The following is a 19828-nucleotide window of genomic DNA, read 5'->3' as shown; positions in this document are numbered from 1 at the left end:
ATCACCAAGCAATTCCTCGATGCGCTCCTGCTGTGGTCGCATCCTTCATGGGTGCGTGGATTGAAATTTACTATACTAAAATAGAGAACGGACTTACGCCGTCGCATCCTTCATGGGTGCGTGGATTGAAATTCCGTCTTCCGTAACCTCAGCTTCGATTGGATCCGTCGCATCCTTCATGGGTGCGTGGATTGAAATTTGTCGTTTGAAGCTATGAAACTAAAAGAAGAGGTAGTCGCATCCTTCATGGGTGCGTGGATTGAAATGGACTATGAATTAATAACTGTTTAGTCTATCTTGGTCGCATCCTTCATGGGTGCGTGGATTGAAATAACAATGACAGAGAAGATGAACATGAAATAGTGACGTCGCATCCTTCATGGGTGCGTGGATTGAAATGATAGACTCCCATGCTATTTAATTTCTTTCTTAAGTCGCATCCTTCATGGGTGCGTGGATTGAAATATTTCCAGAAGCCTGTAATCATCCTCATGGGCCAGTCGCATCCTTCATGGGTGCGTGGATTGAAATTCCAAGTAATATGAATAATGGGTAGTTGGAGCAAGTCGCATCCTTCATGGGTGCGTGGATTGAAATATTGGTATCAATGGACACTCTACCTTGCCGTTTACGTCGCATCCTTCATGGGTGCGTGGATTGAAATATTTAGTGGAAGAAGTGCAGAAGGAATTCGAGCGTCGCATCCTTCATGGGTGCGTGGATTGAAATGAATCGGACGTAAATGAGGTCACAAGAGCCGGAAGTCGCATCCTTCATGGGTGCGTGGATTGAAATGGTTATATAAGCGTGTTGGATCAACAATCGTACCGTCGCATCCTTCATGGGTGCGTGGATTGAAATACAATAACACAAGCAGCAACCGGGACTGTATGGGTCGCATCCTTCATGGGTGCGTGGATTGAAATCGCGGTTGGGGGCTTTAAGCATCATTAAAAATAGGTCGCATCCTTCATGCGTAGATTAAAACCAAGATTATGACGCTGGAATCTTATACGGATACACTGAAAATCTTCGAAGCTCCCTAACTACTTTAGATATTGGCAACCCAACTACGTTATAATAATCTCCAATGATTTGCTTCACAAACATAGATCCTATGCTTTGAATACCATAGGCACCTGCTTTATCATATGGTTCATCCATGGACACATACCACTCTATTTCCTTGTCGGTTAATGTCCAAAATTCAACCTGGGTACGTTCGGTAAATACCACTTCGTTATCAGTCGAACGTATCATGACCCCTGTATATACCTCATGTACATTTCCGCTTAACGCATAAATCATTTGAAAAGCTTCTTCCTTGTTTTTAGGTTTTTCAAATATATTTTGATTGCAGGAAACTATAGTATCAGCAGATAAAATCACTTCATTCTTATCAAGATCAGTGATATTGTGGTTTTTTAGGGTGGCTAACTGTTTTACTTTTTCGACTGGATCACTTGTCTTAATCTGTGATTCATCTACTTTGGGCTTACGGAGTGTAAACGGGATCTGTACTTGATGTAGGAGTTCCTGTCTTCTAGGTGACGATGATGCAAGGATAAGATTTTTATTCATAGTCAAATTCTCCTTTTAGCACTAATCTAATAGAAATGGATTGTTTTATTTGCATGTGTGCAGTATAGCAATTTTTATGGAATGCCACAATGTGAGAGAGTTTCTAGAATTTATTTTGAAATTGTGTACACTTCAATTATAGTTGACAGACTTTTTCTTAAGAAAAAAACAAAAACCATCCCTCTAAAAAGGGACGGTTCAGTTTATTAAAACAAGTCCAGCAGACGGTCCCAGAAGCTTTTTTCCACTTCCTGATTATCTTCTTCTGGTTCTGCTTCTTCTATTTCGATACTTTCTGTTTGCAATACAAATTGAACGGTGTCTACTTTATCAATTTTAGGTGACACAAATGAAACGGGTTCAAAGTCTGAGTAATCATATTCTTCCATCATGGAATCCACTTCAGACTCTATTTGACCAGGTAGGTTGTCTGTTGATTCCTGTAATTCAGAAGTGCCATTCTGAAGTTCACTTGCTCCATCATGGAGTGAAGAGGTTCCTTCTGATAGTTGTTTGATTCCATCATCAAGCTCGCTATAAGAACCTGAAAGTTCACTTATTCCATCTGTGTAGCTTACTAAGCCGCTATGAAACGACTCATATTTAGTAGCGAGCGTTGATAGGCCTTCCTGCAATTCTGCAAGTCCTTCCATTGCTCCCATTTCTTCGATGGAGCTAGAGAATTCTGCAGCTATCGTTTCAAGATTCTCTGCCATCTCGCTTATTGCTCCGGATACCTGGACCAATGTTCCATCTACAGCAGCAAATGCCTCCCGGACTGAGGAATAGGTTCTTTTTACGGTTTGGGCTGCTGCATAGGTTTCAACCAGCTTGTTAACGACATCCTCGTTTGCACCACTTTCGTATAGTGCCTCGATATCTGCATCATTAATTTCGTAAGCTGGGATGGCTGTAATGGCTTCATCCAGTGTACCATATGCAGTACTATAGTTTTCTTTCAATGTATCAAGTCCTGCAGCAGTTTCTTGTAAGCCGCCAGCTATTTGTTCGAGTCCATCTGGCAATGCTTTCAGCTCGCTTATATCCATGCTGCCGGAACTTGCCTGTAATGATTCGTTCATTGTTTGCAATGCATCCTGAATCGAAGTAGACCCATTGATCAGTTCAGAAGAGGACCTGCTGAGCTCTGTGATGCCATTGCGATATTCCGTAGAACCATTGCTCAGTTCTGATGCGCCGGTATTTAAATCAGAAATCCCTTGATTCAATTGTCCAACACCATCATTCACTTCTGCAATTGCCGAGGAAAGAGACTGCATGTCATCAGTCATTCCTCCTACATCTGGACTTTCCATAGCCATCGAATAAGGGGTGGCCGCAATTTCGATAGGGTCCATTTCAAAGTTTTCAACGTTCGCCTCTACAACCAATTCTTCCTCTTGTTCAGGCATAACTGTAAATGTAATTTGTTTATCTTTTCCTGCGTTTGCTTCGTTTCCGTCAGGTGCCTGAATTTCATTGAAAATCGCTGGGTCCAGCTTGAGCGATATTTGGAGCAGGTAGTTTTCAAAGAAGATGGGATCCACTTCTTCGTTCGCGGTTGTTGAAAGATGGATTTCAAGCTTTCCATCTTTGCCTGCTAACTCAGAAGGTGAAATTTTCTCCCCATCCAGTACATAGCTGATTGCAATATTCCATGGAAGGGCTTTGCCATCCATATTTCCCTGATAATAGAATTCACCTTCATCTGTTTCAAATTGAATGGCATTGTCTTGCGTTTGCTTCATTTCTGTTAAATTCGTTAAGTTACTTATGCTTGTGTAATCCCCATAATCAGTAATCTGTCCGGGTTCGGTTACATGAAATGTATTGACGACGTATAGTTCCCGCTGTTTACCAGCTGCATCCAGATTTGCATAAATAACCTCATCCTTAGCAGAAATTGCACCATTCCCAGTATCCGATACAGTGCTATCCTCGTCTATTCCTTCATTTGAGAAAGAAGATTTCGGAAATGACGGCAGCACTAGCAGGAATGTCATCAACACAAGTACCATTTTTCTGATTGGCATTTGCATCATTTCTCCTCCTTATAATAGTTTGCTTTCCACGTTGTTTTTTCAATTAATCGGTCGAATGTAACCAGCAGTGCCGGGAGGAAGAGAACAACCATTACAAATGCGAGTAACGCACCTCGGCCTAGTAATAGGCCAATGGAAGATACGACCGGATTGGATGATGTGAACCAGAGTATGAATCCAACACTAGTCAGGATTGATGCGGAAACCGCGATGGAGAATATTTTCTCATCAATGGTTTTCTTAATGGCATCCAATGCTCGCATCTCTTTTCGATTTTCCTTATATGCTTCCATTAATAAAATGGCATAGTCTACAGTCGCTGCTAGCTGTACCGTACTAACAATCAAATATCCTACATAAACGAGCGGCGAATCTGTGAAGTAGGGGACCGATAAATTAATCCAAACTGCAGACTGGATCGTTAACAGCAGGACAATCGGAATGGATATCGATCTAAAGGTAACAATCAGTACAACCGCAATTGTGAGCACTGTCAGCAGATTGACGACCGTATTATCTTTTTGCACAACGTTTTTCATATCATACAGGGTTACACTTTCTCCAAGTAAATGAAAATCATCATCATAAAAATCAGCTGTTGTAGCTTTCACTCTATCAATGAGGGCGAAAGTCACATCGCCTTCCTGTTCTGCATTTGTATTCAGAATGATCCTGCTGTAATTTTCCGAATAGAACTGTTCCGTCACCGTTTCATCGAGATACTCTGGAGGAATTGCTGCGCCAACCGTATTCACATAGGATATGACACTTTTGATCTCATCAAAATCCTCCAGCTCTTCTACAAGCTCTTCTTCTCTTGCAACATCTCCTGCCGGTACGAGAACGACCATTGGCGTATACTTGCCAAATGCTTCTTCAATATCTGCTGCATCGCTTCCAGGCCTTGTTGTTTCCGGTTGGTCCCCAATACCGTAAATGAAGTTGGTCTGGCTTTGGGCGAGGAATGCAGGAACAATTAATACCAACACAAGGAGCAGGACAGGAATTTTAAGCTTTAAGACTAAACTTCCGATATTGCGTATGCTTGGGAGAAGCTGTCTATGCTGTGTTTTATCAATCCATTTATAGAAAGTGAGTGTCAATACTGGCAAGAAGACCATAACACTGATAAAGCTTAAGAGAATCCCTTTTACAAGGTTCAGGCCCAAATCAGAGCCAATCTCAAAATTCATGAAGGTCAGTGCAATGAATCCGAAGAAGGTTGTCGATGCACTTGCTGCAATGGCAGGAAAGGAACGTTTCATTGCAAGGCGCATAGCTTCTTCAGGATCATTTGTTTTCTTGCGGTAGTCAGAAAAACTATGCAGTAGGAAAATTGCATAATCGAGTGATACGGCAAGCTGCAAAATCGGTGAGACGGACTGTGTAATAAAGGATATCTCACCAATAAAAATGTTCGTACCGAGGTTAATGAGTACCGATACACCAATCGCTGTCAGGAAAAATACGGGTTCTATCCATGACCTGGTTGACAGAATGAGAATGAGTATGATCATCGGCACTAATAATGCCGCAGCATACATGGATTCTGAACCGGTCATCTTTTGGGATGTTGCGGTGTCAAGCGCTTCGCCTGACATTGCGTTATTTTCCCCAATCAATTCGTATACTGTATCGGTCGTTTCGACTTCCATTCCTTCTTCGACATGAAAGGAAATGAGCGCTTTTCCGTCTTGATAGTAGGACTCAACCGTCTCGCTATCTGCCAGTTCAAGCGGTGTTTTGATATCAATGGCATCGTCAAGCCATGTAACATTACTGACACCATCTATATTTTCCAGTTTTTCCTTATAAGAAAGTGCTTCCTGGATTGTTACATCTTGAATCATAACTCTTGTATTTTCCAGTGCTCCATCGAATTCTTCTTCCATAATGTCCATTGCATTCGTAGATGGCGCATTTTCTGGTAAGTAATCAACCATATTATAATTTACTGAAACCGTAAAATATGCGAATACACTGATGATAGATAGGAGCAGGAAAGTAATTAAGATGGATTTTTTATGATTTAGTATCCGTGTTGTAATATCAATCAGAGTTCATCCTTTCTTGAATAATCATATCGAACACTATAATATTATAAACGACACAGTGTTGTAATAACAACAAACAGTTTTATAAAAAACGTAAATAAGGCAACATATAGGGAGATAATGTTGAATAAATCAAAATAGAAAGCGAGAAAAATACAATGAATGAAAAATTAGATCGACGGAAGAAATACACTCGAATGGTTTTGAAGGACAGTTTGATTACCTTATTGAAGACCAAGCAGATCTCCTCTATAACGGTAAAGGAGCTTTGCGATTTGGCTGACATTAATCGATCGACATTTTACAAGCATTATACCGATCCGTTTGACTTGCTTCATAAAATGGAAGAAGAAATTATTGAAGATATGAACGCCTATCTTAATCAGTATAATTTTGCAGAGGAGAGTGAATCTTTACAGATGACAGAGCGGCTGCTGGAATATATCGTCACGAAGCGGGATATCTGTCATACACTGCTTAATGAGAATGCGGATACTTCGTTTGAAAGAAGAGTCATGGAAGTTTCCCGAAAGTTTCTCATCCAAAATCTGTTAGAATTGAGCCAATATGAAACCAGCAGACGTGAATATGTAAGCATCTTTATCATCAGCGGGGGGATCCACATCATCAAGCAATGGCTTGCCAATGACATGGATCGGACACCAAAGGAGATCGCCGGAATCATCAGCCATATCACAAAGAATGGTCTGAAAGGATAGAGCGGCGGTAGCTAATTATTCATAGAACATTTTTTAATATGTCAGCTGTACGACAATCGGATTTCAATGTATTATAGTTGGGAGGAGGTGGCATTATGGATACGATTATCTTTGATGTGGATGACACTTTATATGATCAGGCATTATCGTTTAAAAGAACCTGCCATAAAATGTTTCAGAATTCCTTTACAGATGAGGAATTGGATAAACTTTACATAACGAGTCGGAAATATAGCGATGCCCTGTTTGATAGGAATGTTGCGGGAGAAATAACAACTAAGGATATGCATATAATTCGTATAAAAGCAGCGTGTGAGGAATTCGGATTGACAATCAGCGATGAAGAGGCGATGGAATTTCAGGAGTCATACGTTGAGGAGCAGCAAAAAATAACCTTGTTTGATGAAGTGGAAGAAATGCTGGAATTGCTGTATCAAAACAACGTACAACTAGCGATTCTGACAAATGGGGCAGAGGGACATCAATCAATGAAAATTAAGCAGCTCAAATTGGAAAGATGGGTCCCAAAAAATAATTTATTTATCTCTGGAGCCATTGGGCATGCCAAGCCGACAAGGGAAGTCTTTCAATTCATCGAAAACAAGCTGAAGCTCGATAAGTCGAAAACAATCTATGTTGGTGATTCTTTTGATAATGACATTGTTGGTGCGAAACAAGCCGGATGGCAGGCCGTATGGATGAACCATCGTAAAAGGGAATTGCCTATGAACAGCTATATACCGGATAATGTCGTGTACAGTGCGAGAGAGCTGATGGAACTATTTTGCAAGGATTATTTACCAGTTAAATGAAAGGCAAGTTTCACATCCAAAAGTTCTTTACTCCATAGGTAAAGATGGATACAATGGATGTATATTTTCCGTGGAATACAAATACATAACAGAATTCACTTTACAGTCAAAGGAGTACAATAATGCACAATTTACCCAATTGTCCAGCATGCAATTCGGAATATACATATGAGGATGGTGCTCTCTATATCTGTCCAGAATGCGGACACGAATGGACAGCTGAACAGGAAGCAGAAGAAAAAGAAAAACAGATTACTAGGGATTCAAATGGAAATATAATTGCAGATGGTGACACGATAACAATTATCAAGGATTTGAAAGTGAAAGGCAGCTCTTCTCCTTTAAAAATGGGGACGAAGGTCAAAAACATTCGAATTGTCGATGATGTGGATGGTGGCCATGACCTAGAGGGAAAAGTGGATGGTTTTGGCGTGCTCTATATTAAGTCGAAGTTTGTAAAAAAGCTTTAATTCTATAAGTGATAAAGAAGAGAACAAGCAAGGAATGACATACTCCCCTTCTGACGGACAGATACAGGATAAAGATCTGACTGCTGAAGGGGAGTCTTTCTATATTTGCAGAGAAGCATTGTAATTGGCAATGAAATAGCATGCGAATCAGGGTCCTATTTTGCCTCTAATTTGAGATGCGACTTTATTCTTTTTTAAGAAAATTTAAGAATTCTAACGTTATGTGGTAAAATCTACTTAAAAATTAATGAAGCAGGATAATTGAATAAGAAGGTTGAAGGAAAGTAATTCAAAAAAGGGGAGGTATAAAAGTTGGACTTATTGCTCTGGATAACTATTGGCTTCTTCATAATCGGATTTGTTGTTCTCGTTTCTATGAAAAAAGGGATGGAAAACAAGATCGCTTATATAAAAGCAACTATGGAAGACGAGGAAAATTCAAAAAAAGCCAATTCTGTAATTTGGTGGATAATGAGTGCCACGGCTTGGGGGTTAGTGAGTATGATGCTTGTTGTTTGGTGGTTTCATAATCACTTTGGATAACTGTTGGATTCAAATATAATTCAACGAACGGGTGCAAGGTTTAAGAAATGATCATCAAAACAATTTTCTTTTATTTTTTTAATAAATGGAATTTTTTTACGAATGGACAGGATTGTTTAATAGCGAAATTTAGCTATTTTTTATTTGTATATATAAGATAAGGAGATAAATATACAAGGAGGAGAAGCTTTTATGTCTCAAAAATTAAAAAAGTCATCAAAAGATAAAGCATTATACGGTGTTTGTGGCGGAATAGCAGATTTTTTTGGTATTTCTCCATTTGCCGTTAGGTTAATATTCTTTATCACAGCTTCAGTATCTGTTTGGATATATATAGTTCTTCTTTGGTCATTAGATGAAAGACCATTTCTATAATATTTACATTGCTTTATGTGCTATCAGGCAGATTCTTTAATGTGAAATTATACTTTCATAATTATATGAAAAATAGAGGGAGTTTAGTGAATTGGAAAGACTTGTTACCGATTGCGCTTCTTATTTTGTTCAGTATTAACTCTCAGGATAAAACTCTGATTTCGAGGGCTGCGTATTAAAGATAAATAATATAATCGTTACTGCGAACATAATTAGGCTACCTAATATGACGACAAATTGAATCGATATTACTTCAGCTATTATTCCGAAAATTATCGTCCCAATCATGATAAAAAAAGCTTCAATGAATCCGTACACACTACTAACCCTTCCCATTACATTGGCAGGAACATTATTTTGATAAAATGTGTAAAATCCTGTGTCAAGAAAAGCCATCGAAAATGCCAGGACAAAAAATCCGATTGCTGCTATTGAAAAATTACTCGAAAAAGCATAAATAATGTAACCGCCTGAAACCATCAAGGATCCAAGACCAATCAGCCAAGAGGTAGCTACTTTTTTTACAATTATTATGTTTACTAAGGCTCCTATAACTATTCCAACACCAGCAATACTTACCAGTAATCCATAATCTCCCTCTGATAAAGAAAGCACTTCTGTAGCAAATGCTGCTTCCAGTGAATCTACAGCAGTTGCCAAAACCGTCACTGCACTAAATAATAAATAAATGATCATTATGTACACGTGTTTTTGACTAAAATCAACAACTAATTTCCAATCATTTTTCAATACCCTTAAAGTTATTTTTTCGTCATGTGTTTCAATAATATCGTTTTTTTCAATATTAGGCATAAACAATGTGATTAGTGCTGCTAAAAATAGGGCTATTGCATTACTATATATTGCAGCATTAGGGGTCCCAATCATAAATATCGTTCCTGCAATTGCAGGACCAATAACAAACGCTCCAGAATCAATTAAACTTCGTATAGAATTAAATCGTTTTCTTTTATCAGGAGGAATTAACTTTGTAATATACGTCATTGATGTCGGTTCATACATGGAACTAGCTATACTGATAAAAAAGACTAGACCGTATATTCCCCAAAGGAATGATAGTAACGGCAGAAAGGCAATAAACACTGCTTGGAATATGTTAAGCCACACCATAAGATGTTTTTTATTCATTCGATCAATTAAACTACCCGCCCAAACGCTTGTAAATAATGTAGATAAAGCTCTTATTATATATAAACCTGAAACAGCAAGTACACCCATCATATCAAGAACAATTAAATTTAGTGCTATAAAATATACCCATTCCCCTATACTCGAAATACCAATGACGGACAATAAAATCGAAGGGTTCTTCCACAACATAATAAACTTTTTTATACGCATTTTTATTCCCACTCCTTTGTTAATCAAAACCTGGACAATAAAAAAAACCCACCCTCAAGACCTTTGTCTTGAGGACGAGTTGTTGCGTGCCGTGGTGCCACCTCAGTTTGGTAATATGTCACCATATTACCCTTATTAAGTACGGTATGAAGTCCATACATATACCCTAGCTCTATAACAGGAGCTCCTGTCACACTATCACCTACATCGATCCAATGTGCTGCTCGGAGGCTTGCTTCCAACCATTAGTTCTTACTCCTTTTCACCAACTGGAGCTCTCTTTGAAGAAATTGAATGATTGTACTCTTCTCTTCATAGCATTTATTTGTTTGTGGCCGTTTATTGTTATATACCATACCAGTCTTTTTGGAAGCTGTAAATAATTTTTTAATAAATAATTATAATTTAACTATTGAAATTATAGGCATTGTGTATGTTAACCTATTAAAAAACCCCTTATTTTTTTCCGCATCCTTTTCGGAAAGCTGATAGAGACCGCTATCCTCCCCATAATATTCGTTGTACCTTATTTTAAATTTCTCAAAGAAAAACGTGACGAATACTTTTAGAATGGCATAACCAGGTATACCTAGGATAACCCCGACGATGCCAAACAGATTTCCTGCAACAAGCAATACAATAATAATTGTTAAGGGGTGGATTTTCATAGTTTTCCCCATTATATTCGGAGATACAAAATTACCTTCCAGAAATTGGACAACGATCCAGACGATTGCCAGTTTCAGCAGCATGAAGGGCGAATTGACTATCGCAATTATAATAGCTGGAATAATCGCAATCGTAGGTCCAAGATAAGGGACGACGCTAGTGACAGCGGCAATAATCGCAAGGGTGATGGCATAATCGAGACCAATAATCAGATAACCGATAAACAGAAGGAATCCGATAACCGAGGCGACGATAATCTGACCTTGAATATAGGAACCAACTTGAGTATCCATATTATTGAGAATCTGGTTTGTACCATTTCTGACTTTTGGCGGTAATAATTTGAGAAAGAAACCTCTGAATCTTTTGCCATCCTTTAATAAGAAGAACAATATAATTGGGAATGTAACAATTGCCACTACAAAACTAGTAATCGTGCTCGCTACATTCTGAATGCCCGTTAATCCATCTGCAATATAATTGCCAATCATGCTTGGCAAGTCACCCAGCGTGCTTACGAGCCAATTATATCCTTCATCATAATAGGGTCCTAGAAATGAATTTTGCAGCCATGTGGTTATTCCAGTGCCCAGTTGGCTAACATAGCTGGGAAATCGGACGATCAGGTCTTTCACCTGTGCTTCAATGGCTGGAGCTGACAAAAGGATTATACCAGTTAGCAATCCGCTTATCCCCAGAATAATAATGATGATTCCCCAGATACGCTTAATTCGGATCCGCTCCAAGTGATTTACAATGGGATTCAATAGATAATAGGCTATAAAAGCCAATACGACGGGTGGGGCGATTGTTGAAAAGATAATTACCAAAGGATGGAAAATAAATGAAATTTGATTATAGATAAAAATGGTAATGCCGATAAGTATTAAGAATGCCAATATGTAAAATAAATCATGTCCACCAATAAATTTCAGAAATCTGCTTGATTGCTTCATGACTATATCTCCTTTTTAATTAATGTACCATATGGGGAGGAGGGTTGTCCCTGTTTATGATAGTTTATGTGGCTCTGCACTATGGAAAGCAGGGAGGATTTTTGTAATAGTTGTCGAATAATACTTAAAGCAGGGTGTCAGAGGTATTACATAGAGTATATCCGTCATATACACTGTAAATGGGCCTCAAAAAATGATAGGACAGAGGAGAGGATTTGTTGATGACTGAAATCGGCTTAATCCGTCATGGAAGTACGGCATGGAATAAAGAACGCAGAGCACAGGGGAGTTCAGATATCCCGCTTGATAAAGAGGGTTTGATGCAGGCCAGGCTCGTTGCAGAGCGATTGAGCGCTGAAAAGTGGGATGTGATTTATTCCAGCGACCTATCAAGAGCAAGGCAGACTGCAGAAGCAATCGCAGATAAAACAGGAATCCCATTGCAATTGGATGTTAGACTCCGTGAATGGGGCGGAGGATTGATTGAAGGGACAACAGAGGAAGAAAGGATTAGAAAATGGGGCCCGGATTGGTCAGATTTAGATCTGAATATGGAAACGGAAGAAAGTATAATTGCAAGAGGGACTTCGTTTATGGAGGAACTGATGGCGAAACATGAAAATAAAAGAATTTTACTTGTCAGCCATGGCTCATTTTTAAGGCATCTTTTAAAGAAGATAGTACCGCATTACAATGCCGAGGAATCCCTAAAAAATACGTCCGTTTCGTCTATCGTGAAATCTGATCAGCAATGGGAATGTCAGCTATATAACTGTACAAAACATATTATTGAAGACACATAACATTTCTGAATTCTAAATAAAATCGGTCATAAGCTTGTAATCTGACATTAAATTTGTTAGGATAAATACAAATTTAGAGGTCATGTGTAACTGGCGAAAGCGGATAACCGCGGGGGAGCACATGTATCGAATCGTCGTTCGCCTGGGCAGAGGTAAGGGAATTATTCCCCTTGCCTCTTTATGCATTTTACAGGAGGAAGGGAATGGAAAATCAGTAATCATTATCGGCTGACAGGGTAAAAACAGAATATGTGAAAAGCTATGATTGTTGTGGGTCAGACTATAACAGGAGCAGCTTCTGGAGAGGATGCGATTAAAACGCATCGCCGAAGGGTTCAAGATCTCAGGCAAAAGGACAGAAGAATAACAGGATAGTTCTATCCTTGTTATTTTGCCGTTAATGGAGATTGGAAGCCACCAGTCTCTTTTTTTCTATCATATTTTTTAGCTTGTTAAAAAAAGGCTGTCTTCACTAAGAATGCCGTTCGTTCATAAAAAAATATAAACTGTGACATATCAGCAACGGCCGATTTCCGCTCCGGGCAGTCGCTTTCCGCGGGCACCGCTTCAGCTTCCTCAGAAGCAAGCCCGGCTTCTTGCGGGATCTTCAGCTGTTGCTTTTCCCGCTGGAGTCGACTGCCCTGCGCTCCAATCAATCAGCTTCATAATTATCAGTAATTGATTCAGAAAGCCAAATCATAGCGGAGGAAATTCACGGAGACTCCTTGAAATTGTATTCGCAATTTCTGCGTGCGATGTCTTGCTGCCGCAGCCTTCCTTGTCCTGCGGGAAAGCGAAGACGCTAAGACCCCACTTGATGCACCTGTGTCTTCCAGTTTCGAAGCTGGCTTCCTCGGTGCAAGGGAACAAGGAAGCAATCGCTAGTCGTCCCCTGGCTTAGCACGAGCCAGCGGAAAGCGCAGTGTATTTCCGGAGCGGGGATAAAGCAACAGTCATTTCTTGTTATGTCGCAGTTTCTATCGAAATAGAATAACAAGTGCAGAGATAACGAAGCTTATGAAAAGAGCCTAAAAATTAGGAAGGATATGGGTGATTACATGGAAAGAATTTATAATTTCTCAGCAGGTCCATCAATGCTGCCGCTGCCTGTATTGAAAAAGGCGCAGGCAGAGTTAGTGAACTACAGGAATTCGGGAATGTCAGTTATGGAACTAAGCCATCGTTCATGGCTGTTTACAGATATTATTGCAGAAGCAGAACGATTGCTTCGAGAGTTGTTGGCAATTCCAGAAACATATAAAGTGCTTTTCATTCAGGGAGGTGCTTCTCAACAATTTGCCATGGTACCAATGAACCTGCTCAGTAAAAGTGGTAAGGCAGATTATGTCAATACTGGTTCTTGGTCAAAGAAGGCGATTAAAGAGGCAAAAAAATTCGGAACCGTCCGTGTAATTGCCTCATCAGAGGAGGATAATTTTACATATATACCAAAAGTTGATAGCACCATGATTGATCCGAAAGCGGATTATGTGCATATTACAACAAATAATACCATCGAAGGTACTGCATATTCAGTGATTCCTGATACAGGCGATGTTCCTCTTGTAGCGGATATGTCATCCAATATATTGTCAGAGGAAATCGATGTTTCGAAATTCGGTTTAATCTATGCTGGGGCACAAAAGAATATTGGACCAGCTGGACTGACAGTTGTTATCATACGGGAAGATTTAATTGGCAAAGCCCAAGAATCCTGTCCGACGATGCTTGATTATAAGACACATAGTGCAAGTGGTTCCTTGTACAATACGCCGCCTACATATGGTGTGTATATGGCAAAGCTTGTTTTCGAATGGCTTACCGATCTTGGCGGTCTTAAGGAAATGGGAAGAATCAATCGTGAGAAAGCTCAAATGCTATATCGGACTCTTGAAGAATCAAACATGTTTGAATCGCCTGTGAAGGAAAACAGTCGTTCGATGATGAATGTCCCTTTTGTTTCGGATTCCGCTGAACTGGATGCTGCTTTTGTTAAAGAAGCCCAGGCTCAAGGTCTTGAAACATTAAAAGGTCATCGATCGGTTGGAGGAATGCGCGCAAGCATTTATAACGCTATGCCTGTTGAAGGTGTTCAACAGCTTATTGAATTCATGAAAAGCTTCGAAAAAAGTCATAGACCGAAAGAGGAGATCAAATGAACACTTTAACAACGATGGGAAATGTAAAAACAATAAAAACACTGAATAACATTGCGGATAATGGATTAAAGGTGTTTCATGATGGGTCCTATACCATTGATAATGAAAGTGAAGATCCTGATGCGATAGTTGTCCGCAGTTTTAACATGCATGACTTGAAGCTTGGCAATAACCTGAAGGCCATTGCCCGTGCTGGGGCCGGTGTAAATAATATTCCGATTGAAGCGTGTACCGAGCAGGGAATTGTTGTTTTTAACACACCAGGCGCCAATGCCAATGCCGTAAAAGAAATCGTGCTGACATCCTTAATGGCATCTTCACGCAATTTATTTGCTGGGGTACAGTGGACCAAGACATTGAAGAGGGAAGGAGATAAGATTCCATCTCTTGTGGAGGCAGGGAAAAAACAATTCGTCGGAAATGAGATTAAAGGAAAGAAACTAGGTGTCATAGGACTAGGAGCGGTTGGTGCACTGGTTGCAAATGATGCGCTTAATTTGGATATGGATGTTATTGGTTTTGATCCTTTTATTTCTGTTAATACGGCATGGGAGCTATCGCGTAATGTGGAGCGCGCAATGACGATGGAAGAACTGTTTGCTGAGGCAGACTATATTACTGTTCATGTACCCTTAACGGATGACACAAGGGAAATGTTTAACAAGAAAGCATTTGATCTGATGAAACCAGGAGTTCATATCTTAAACTTCTCGAGGGGCGGACTTGCAAATGAAGAAGACATGGCTGCTGCATTGGAAAGTGGAGTGGTGGGGAAATATATTACAGACTTTCCGAACGAAAATGTATTAAATATGAAAAATGCAGTGCCTGTTCCTCACCTTGGGGCTTCTACAAAGGAATCTGAAGAAAACTGTGCCATCATGGCGACTAAGCAGGTAAAAACTTATTTGGAAACGGGTAACATCAAAAACTCCGTGAACTTTCCAAATGCCTCACTTCCATATACTGGAAGAAGGCGTGTGACAGCTTTCCATCATAATGTGCCAAACATGGTGGGACAAATCAGCTCTGTCATATCCAGCAGCAATTTAAACATTGCTGATATGATTAATCGAAGTCGCGGAGAGTACGCCTATACAATGGTTGACATTGACAGTGAAGTAAATGGGGACACGATACCTAAGTTAGAGGCGCAGTTAAAGGAGATCAGCGGTGTAGTTACCATTCGTGTGATTTAAATTCAGAAATAATGAGCGTTAATCCACAAAGTAATGTTTGGATTAACGCTTTTTCTATCATTCGGTATTTTAGTACACATGAGCCTTTTCTGCCTCGAAACCCATTTTATTGATACGTCTGATAATCTCCGTAATTTCTGTCAGACTATTATTGAAGGTAACATTCCCGTTCCCATCCTCGTAATTCACTTTAATGTGTGTAACTCCAGCAAGCTTTGAAACCGATCTTTCAATCTTTGCTGGGCAGTTCGGACAATGCATTCCTTTGATATCCAAGTAAACTGACTCATCCATACACTTTTCACCACCTTTAATAATTTTTTGATTGCACGCATATCTTTAATTAACTTATTTGCAATAAGGAAGATATATGTATGGTTTTTAACCGTACAAGTTTTCTATTGCCGGATGAGAGCAAGGCGTGAACTGTAGTAATAAAGCATTAGTATAATAGCTTTTAAATTATCATCCTGCTTTTATCAATTATTGGCAGTGGTCATACAGAAATATATAGGGATTATGGTAAGATGGTCTCAGGCTATAGCTAAATCAGAGAAAACATTCTTCATACATATGAGAGATGGGGAGAATCTATGAATATAAGATTATTAAATGCATCCGATGCAAAAAGTTATTGGGATTTAAGGCTGGAAGCATTGAAACAAAATCCAGAGTCATTTGCTACCAGCTATGAAGAAGCAATAACACGATCGAATCCGGTTGAAGTTGTTGCGGAGAATTTCAATAGTGAGGGGAATTTTACATTCGGGGCCTTCGCTAATGGAGATCTGATCGGAGTTGTTACCCTGTTACTGGAAAAACAATTGAAACTCAGACATAGAGCAACTATTCAAGCTTTCTATGTAAGTCCTAAAATGCGTGGCTGCGGTACAGGAAAAAGTCTATTATTACAAACGATTAGGCATGCTGAATCAATAGACAGAATAGAAAAGCTTAATTTAGCTGTAGTATCAACGAATTCTCACGCGAAGGCGCTCTATGAGCAACTCGGTTTTAAAGTATTTGGCTTTGAGGAACGTGCCCTTCTTATTGGTGATAATTATTACGATGAAGAATACATGGTATTATTCCTTCATAAATAACACACCGGGAAAAAATCTTGTTTGTATAAACAAGGCTCTTTTCGTAATTATCGTTGTTTCTAACCTTTTTGTATTTGACAGAAACTGCGACATAACAGCAACGGCCGATTTCCGCTCCGGAGAGTCGCTTTCCGCGTGCATCGCTTCAGCTTCCTCGGAAGAAATCCACTTCCTACGGGATCTTCAGCTGCTGCTTTTCCCGCTGGAGTCGACTGTCCTACGCTCCAATCAATCTCACAGTAATAATTATTTAGAGATTTAATAAAAAAGTATGTATTGTAAGATTTTGAAACTCACAATAAACGAAGGAAATACACGGAGACTCCTTGAAATTGCATTCGCAATTTCTGCGTGCGATGTTAAGCTGCCGTAGCCTTCCTTGTCCTGTGGGAAAGCGAAGATGCTAAGACCCCACAGGGAGCGAACGAACTTTGCGATCGAGGAGACTTAGCGCGAGCCCGCGGAAAGCGCAGTGTATTTCCGGAGTGGAGATAAAACACATCATTAAATTACCTCGCAGTTTATATATTTTACGTAAAACCAATAATCTTTAAGAAAACAGTTTAAATAAAGACTAAAAGTAGTTAGGAAGCAGAGGAAAGAATCATATGAAAAAAGAATTGATAAAAAAAGCCGATATAAGCTATCAAGTGGCAGAACGGAAGGCACTGGATTATTTTCAATCACTCTCTGTGCAATTAAAAGATAAATCATATGTTCAGACCTTAACGACAGACATACAATCTTGGAGGGCTGCTCATATTAATCGTCCCTTCTTTTCCCTTTTTTCAAATAGTAAGAGAAAAGCAGTTTCTCAGGACTATCATCATCACATTGCTTGGCTGGACAAAACCGGTAAGCTGGAAACATACCTCGATCGCAGTATTTCTTATATTTTTATGCGGGATTTGGGCAAAGCACTAGACTCTCCCGAGATGCAAAATCGAATAGATCGTTCAGTTGAGAGGTTGAAAAGTCATCTGACACATACTGGAAAAAGAGACCGGGAAGAGCCGTTTAATATGGCGAGTTTATATCGGTTTGCGGAAAAGGAGGGGGTTGAAACCACCCTCATCTGGGTGATGGAGAAACTAAAAAAGGTCGCTTACAATATCCCTGAGGGAATGGATGCGGAAGAATCCCAGCGTAAGCTGATTAAAATCATTGCTGGAGTAGTGATGCAAGTGATGGAAGAAATGGGGGACGAAACACCATCTGAAGTACGTAAGCAAAGACTGGAAAAGGCGATTAGGCTTGGCTACTGCTATGGATTGACCTATCCTTTCATTGATGATCTACTGGATGCAAGAATCCTATCCAGTGAAGAGGAAAAGCAATACACGGATTTGATCCGTACCACTTTGGTAATGGGAACTGTTCCAGATCTAGGTGAATGGCCAGGGAACAACAAGGAATTGATCCATTACATCCATTCGGAACTTCGGGATGCCTTCAACTATATCAATGCCAATCAGTCCGAAGAAACAAGGAAAGAATTTCTTGAGCAATCCTATGTGTTTTTTAAATCTCAGGAACTGGATAGGGAAAAGGATATAGCCAATGGGCAATACACGAATGAAGAAATCTATATACCCGTAATTGTAAAATCAGCTTCCTCCCGTTTGATCATGCGGTCTATTATTACAGCTTCAGATGATGAGGATATTGACAATAGGACTTTTTATTATGGTATTTACAATCAACTGGCCGATGATTTTGCTGATATGTTTGAAGACATGGAGCAAGGTGCCGTTACACCCTACACCTACTATTGGAAGTATCACGATCAGCGCTCAGACCTTATCAACCCATTTGAATTATATTGGACTGTTATCTGTTATCTAATCCACCACGTATATCAATCGGATACGAAAACACGTGAGATTATCCTGGATCGTGCAATAAATGGCCTGAAACGTTATAAAGCAAGAATGGGGAATGAAAAATATAATCAAGTTATGGATGTATTTACTGCTGGAATCCCAGCCTTCAACCGTCTGATTCAGCAGATGGTCCGAAAAGCCGATGATGTGGATTTCTTTGACAAACTGCTTCGCGACCACATGATTGCTAACCTGAAAAAAGATCGACAGGAACAGGATGAATTTATTGATACGGTCAGAAAAGTCCGTGAACTGATCAATCATTCTTTGCCTATTACAGGAAGTGATCCGGAATTTTTCCAGAAGGAACAGATCACCGCTGCTGCAAATTATAGCTTGGAAGGAGATGGGAAGCGACTTCGGCCAATCTTGACTTGGCTCTTGGGAGTTAGTGTATATGGATTGGATGAGAAAAAAATTATGCCGCTGCTGAAATCTTTGGAATATATGCATACAGCTTCTCTTATTTTCGATGACCTTCCATCCGAGGATAATGCTTCATTAAGGAGGGGGCGTACGACTCTTCACGAGGTGTATGATATCGCCACTGCAGAATTAGCCGGTCTTTTCCTGACCCAAAAGGCTACCAGTGAACAGTCCGCATTAGACGCATATAATTCAAATGCAGTGCTTAAGATGATTCACTATTCATCGCAAATGACTGCCGATATGTGTAAAGGTCAGTTACTGGACTTGAATTCTGAAGGTATGCAATTGACCTTGGAGCAATTAAATACGATTTGCTATTATAAAACAGGAATGGCATTTGAGGCTTCGCTTATCATGCCAGCAATTATCGCTCATCGTGGCGAAACCGAAATGGATGCTCTGAAAAGCTTCGCCTATCATGCGGGTATTGCCTTTCAGATTAAGGATGATTTACTTGATGTAGAAGGAGATATGGCATTACTTGGGAAGCCAACCTTTCAGGATGCGGGAAACAACCATGCAAATTTTGTTTCTGTTTTAGGAATCATGGGTGCCAAAAAAGCAATGTGGCAACATTACTGTCTTGCAGTGGAAGTGTTACAGGAAATGCCGATCAATATGCCTTTTATGAAGCACTTCCTTAATTATGCCGTAAACAGAGATAGTTAA

At 39.7% G+C, this 19828-nt stretch carries 17 protein-coding genes, 1 CRISPR repeat array, 2 riboswitches and 1 other annotated feature; of the genes, 10 read left to right on the top strand and 7 right to left on the bottom strand.

The window, feature by feature from the left end; translation table 11 throughout:
• Positions 1-35 precede the first annotated feature (35 nt).
• Positions 36-926: a CRISPR direct-repeat array (repeat unit 32 nt; unit sequence GTCGCATCCTTCATGGGTGCGTGGATTGAAAT).
• A 67-nt stretch (positions 927-993) separates the two neighbouring features.
• The 3 genes from OMHG_RS07940 to OMHG_RS07930 form a co-directional block, all read right to left on the bottom strand.
• Complete coding sequence (locus tag OMHG_RS07940; protein ID WP_010649886.1) at positions 994-1581, bottom strand: Maf family protein; 588 nt, start codon at positions 1579-1581, stop codon at positions 994-996.
• 206 nt (positions 1582-1787) lie between these two features.
• The gene (locus tag OMHG_RS07935) at positions 1788-3620 is read right to left on the bottom strand and encodes a coiled-coil domain-containing protein (protein ID WP_010649884.1); all 1833 of its coding nucleotides are present in this window, start codon (positions 3618-3620) and stop codon (positions 1788-1790) included.
• On the bottom strand, positions 3620-5566 hold the full coding sequence (locus tag OMHG_RS07930) for an efflux RND transporter permease subunit (RefSeq protein ID WP_010649882.1): 1947 nt from the start codon (positions 5564-5566) through the stop codon (positions 3620-3622). Before OMHG_RS07930 ends, OMHG_RS07935 begins: the two co-directional genes overlap by 1 nt.
• 269 nt (positions 5567-5835) lie before the next feature.
• Here OMHG_RS07930 and OMHG_RS07925 point away from each other — a divergent pair, with 269 nt between their 5' ends.
• The 5 genes from OMHG_RS07925 to OMHG_RS07905 all read left to right on the top strand — a co-directional run bounded on the left by OMHG_RS07925 (position 5836) and on the right by OMHG_RS07905 (position 8596).
• Positions 5836-6396: a TetR/AcrR family transcriptional regulator gene (locus OMHG_RS07925; protein ID WP_044476824.1), complete on the top strand. Its 561-nt coding sequence runs from the start codon at positions 5836-5838 to the stop codon at positions 6394-6396.
• A 95-nt stretch (positions 6397-6491) separates the two neighbouring features.
• Positions 6492-7208, top strand: a complete 717-nt coding sequence (locus OMHG_RS07920) for an HAD family hydrolase (RefSeq protein WP_010649878.1) — start codon at positions 6492-6494, stop codon at positions 7206-7208.
• Between the two features lie 122 nt (positions 7209-7330).
• On the top strand, positions 7331-7678 hold the full coding sequence (locus tag OMHG_RS07915; RefSeq protein ID WP_010649877.1) for a zinc ribbon domain-containing protein YjdM: 348 nt from the start codon (positions 7331-7333) through the stop codon (positions 7676-7678).
• A gap of 312 nt (positions 7679-7990) precedes the next feature.
• On the top strand, positions 7991-8221 hold the full coding sequence (locus tag OMHG_RS07910; RefSeq protein WP_010649876.1) for a hypothetical protein: 231 nt from the start codon (positions 7991-7993) through the stop codon (positions 8219-8221).
• 192 nt (positions 8222-8413) lie between these two features.
• The gene (locus OMHG_RS07905) at positions 8414-8596 is read left to right on the top strand and encodes a PspC domain-containing protein (protein WP_010649874.1); all 183 of its coding nucleotides are present in this window, start codon (positions 8414-8416) and stop codon (positions 8594-8596) included.
• 135 nt (positions 8597-8731) lie between these two features.
• Here the strand turns inward: OMHG_RS07905 and OMHG_RS07900 are convergent, their stop codons facing one another.
• The gene (locus OMHG_RS07900; protein ID WP_010649873.1) at positions 8732-9958 is read right to left on the bottom strand and encodes an MFS transporter; all 1227 of its coding nucleotides are present in this window, start codon (positions 9956-9958) and stop codon (positions 8732-8734) included.
• 67 nt (positions 9959-10025) lie between these two features.
• Positions 10026-10283, bottom strand: a binding site (T-box leader).
• Positions 10284-10356: 73 nt separating this feature from the next.
• Positions 10357-11583, bottom strand: coding sequence for an AI-2E family transporter (locus OMHG_RS07890; protein ID WP_010649870.1), 1227 nt, complete (start codon positions 11581-11583; stop codon positions 10357-10359).
• A gap of 221 nt (positions 11584-11804) precedes the next feature.
• Here OMHG_RS07890 and OMHG_RS07885 point away from each other — a divergent pair, with 221 nt between their 5' ends.
• Positions 11805-12386 carry a histidine phosphatase family protein gene (locus OMHG_RS07885; protein ID WP_010649868.1) on the top strand — a complete coding sequence of 194 codons (582 nt, stop codon included), beginning with the start codon at positions 11805-11807 and terminating at the stop codon, positions 12384-12386.
• A 76-nt stretch (positions 12387-12462) separates the two neighbouring features.
• Positions 12463-12541, top strand: a riboswitch (ZMP/ZTP riboswitch).
• Positions 12542-12674: 133 nt separating this feature from the next.
• A riboswitch (glycine riboswitch) is annotated at positions 12675-12755 on the top strand.
• 83 nt (positions 12756-12838) lie between these two features.
• Here OMHG_RS07885 and OMHG_RS07880 read toward each other — a convergent pair.
• On the bottom strand, positions 12839-13042 hold the full coding sequence (locus OMHG_RS07880) for a hypothetical protein (protein WP_010649866.1): 204 nt from the start codon (positions 13040-13042) through the stop codon (positions 12839-12841).
• A gap of 402 nt (positions 13043-13444) precedes the next feature.
• Here OMHG_RS07880 and serC point away from each other — a divergent pair, with 402 nt between their 5' ends.
• Positions 13445-14545: a 3-phosphoserine/phosphohydroxythreonine transaminase gene (serC, locus tag OMHG_RS07870; protein ID WP_010649862.1), complete on the top strand. Its 1101-nt coding sequence runs from the start codon at positions 13445-13447 to the stop codon at positions 14543-14545.
• On the top strand, positions 14542-15744 hold the full coding sequence (locus OMHG_RS07865; RefSeq protein WP_010649861.1) for a phosphoglycerate dehydrogenase: 1203 nt from the start codon (positions 14542-14544) through the stop codon (positions 15742-15744). Before serC ends, OMHG_RS07865 begins: the two co-directional genes overlap by 4 nt.
• Before the next feature lie 69 nt (positions 15745-15813).
• Here the strand turns inward: OMHG_RS07865 and OMHG_RS07860 are convergent, their stop codons facing one another.
• On the bottom strand, positions 15814-16038 hold the full coding sequence (locus OMHG_RS07860; RefSeq protein ID WP_010649859.1) for a heavy-metal-associated domain-containing protein: 225 nt from the start codon (positions 16036-16038) through the stop codon (positions 15814-15816).
• Positions 16039-16337: 299 nt separating this feature from the next.
• Here OMHG_RS07860 and OMHG_RS07855 point away from each other — a divergent pair, with 299 nt between their 5' ends.
• Both OMHG_RS07855 and OMHG_RS07850 read left to right on the top strand, forming a co-directional pair.
• Entirely contained in the window at positions 16338-16847 is a 510-nt protein-coding gene (locus tag OMHG_RS07855; protein WP_010649858.1) for a GNAT family N-acetyltransferase, read from the top strand.
• A 608-nt stretch (positions 16848-17455) separates the two neighbouring features.
• Positions 17456-19828, top strand: a complete 2373-nt coding sequence (locus OMHG_RS07850; RefSeq protein ID WP_010649856.1) for a polyprenyl synthetase family protein — start codon at positions 17456-17458, stop codon at positions 19826-19828.

It is taken from the genome of Oceanobacillus massiliensis str. N'diop (assembly GCF_000285495.1).
Lineage (GTDB): Bacteria > Bacillota > Bacilli > Bacillales > Amphibacillaceae > Oceanobacillus > Oceanobacillus massiliensis.
Note: the sequence above shows the minus strand (reverse complement) of the source record. Positions and strands in the feature narration are given on the sequence as shown.

Excerpts from the sequence above, each read along its gene's own strand:
- OMHG_RS07940 (WP_010649886.1), bottom strand. The coding sequence starts at position 1,581 with ATGAATAAAAATCTTATCCTTGCATCATCGTCACCTAGAAGACAGGAA.
- OMHG_RS07935 (WP_010649884.1), bottom strand. The coding sequence starts at position 3,620 with ATGCAAATGCCAATCAGAAAAATGGTACTTGTGTTGATGACATTCCTG.
- OMHG_RS07930 (WP_010649882.1), bottom strand. The coding sequence starts at position 5,566 with ATGGTTGATTACTTACCAGAAAATGCGCCATCTACGAATGCAATGGAC.
- OMHG_RS07925 (WP_044476824.1), top strand. The coding sequence starts at position 5,836 with ATGAATGAAAAATTAGATCGACGGAAGAAATACACTCGAATGGTTTTG.
- OMHG_RS07920 (WP_010649878.1), top strand. The coding sequence starts at position 6,492 with ATGGATACGATTATCTTTGATGTGGATGACACTTTATATGATCAGGCA.
- OMHG_RS07915 (WP_010649877.1), top strand. The coding sequence starts at position 7,331 with ATGCACAATTTACCCAATTGTCCAGCATGCAATTCGGAATATACATAT.
- OMHG_RS07905 (WP_010649874.1), top strand. The coding sequence starts at position 8,414 with ATGTCTCAAAAATTAAAAAAGTCATCAAAAGATAAAGCATTATACGGT.
- OMHG_RS07900 (WP_010649873.1), bottom strand. The coding sequence starts at position 9,958 with ATGCGTATAAAAAAGTTTATTATGTTGTGGAAGAACCCTTCGATTTTA.
- OMHG_RS07890 (WP_010649870.1), bottom strand. The coding sequence starts at position 11,583 with ATGAAGCAATCAAGCAGATTTCTGAAATTTATTGGTGGACATGATTTA.
- OMHG_RS07885 (WP_010649868.1), top strand. The coding sequence starts at position 11,805 with ATGACTGAAATCGGCTTAATCCGTCATGGAAGTACGGCATGGAATAAA.
- serC (WP_010649862.1), top strand. The coding sequence starts at position 13,445 with ATGGAAAGAATTTATAATTTCTCAGCAGGTCCATCAATGCTGCCGCTG.
- OMHG_RS07865 (WP_010649861.1), top strand. The coding sequence starts at position 14,542 with ATGAACACTTTAACAACGATGGGAAATGTAAAAACAATAAAAACACTG.
- OMHG_RS07860 (WP_010649859.1), bottom strand. The coding sequence starts at position 16,038 with ATGGATGAGTCAGTTTACTTGGATATCAAAGGAATGCATTGTCCGAAC.
- OMHG_RS07855 (WP_010649858.1), top strand. The coding sequence starts at position 16,338 with ATGAATATAAGATTATTAAATGCATCCGATGCAAAAAGTTATTGGGAT.
- OMHG_RS07850 (WP_010649856.1), top strand. The coding sequence starts at position 17,456 with ATGAAAAAAGAATTGATAAAAAAAGCCGATATAAGCTATCAAGTGGCA.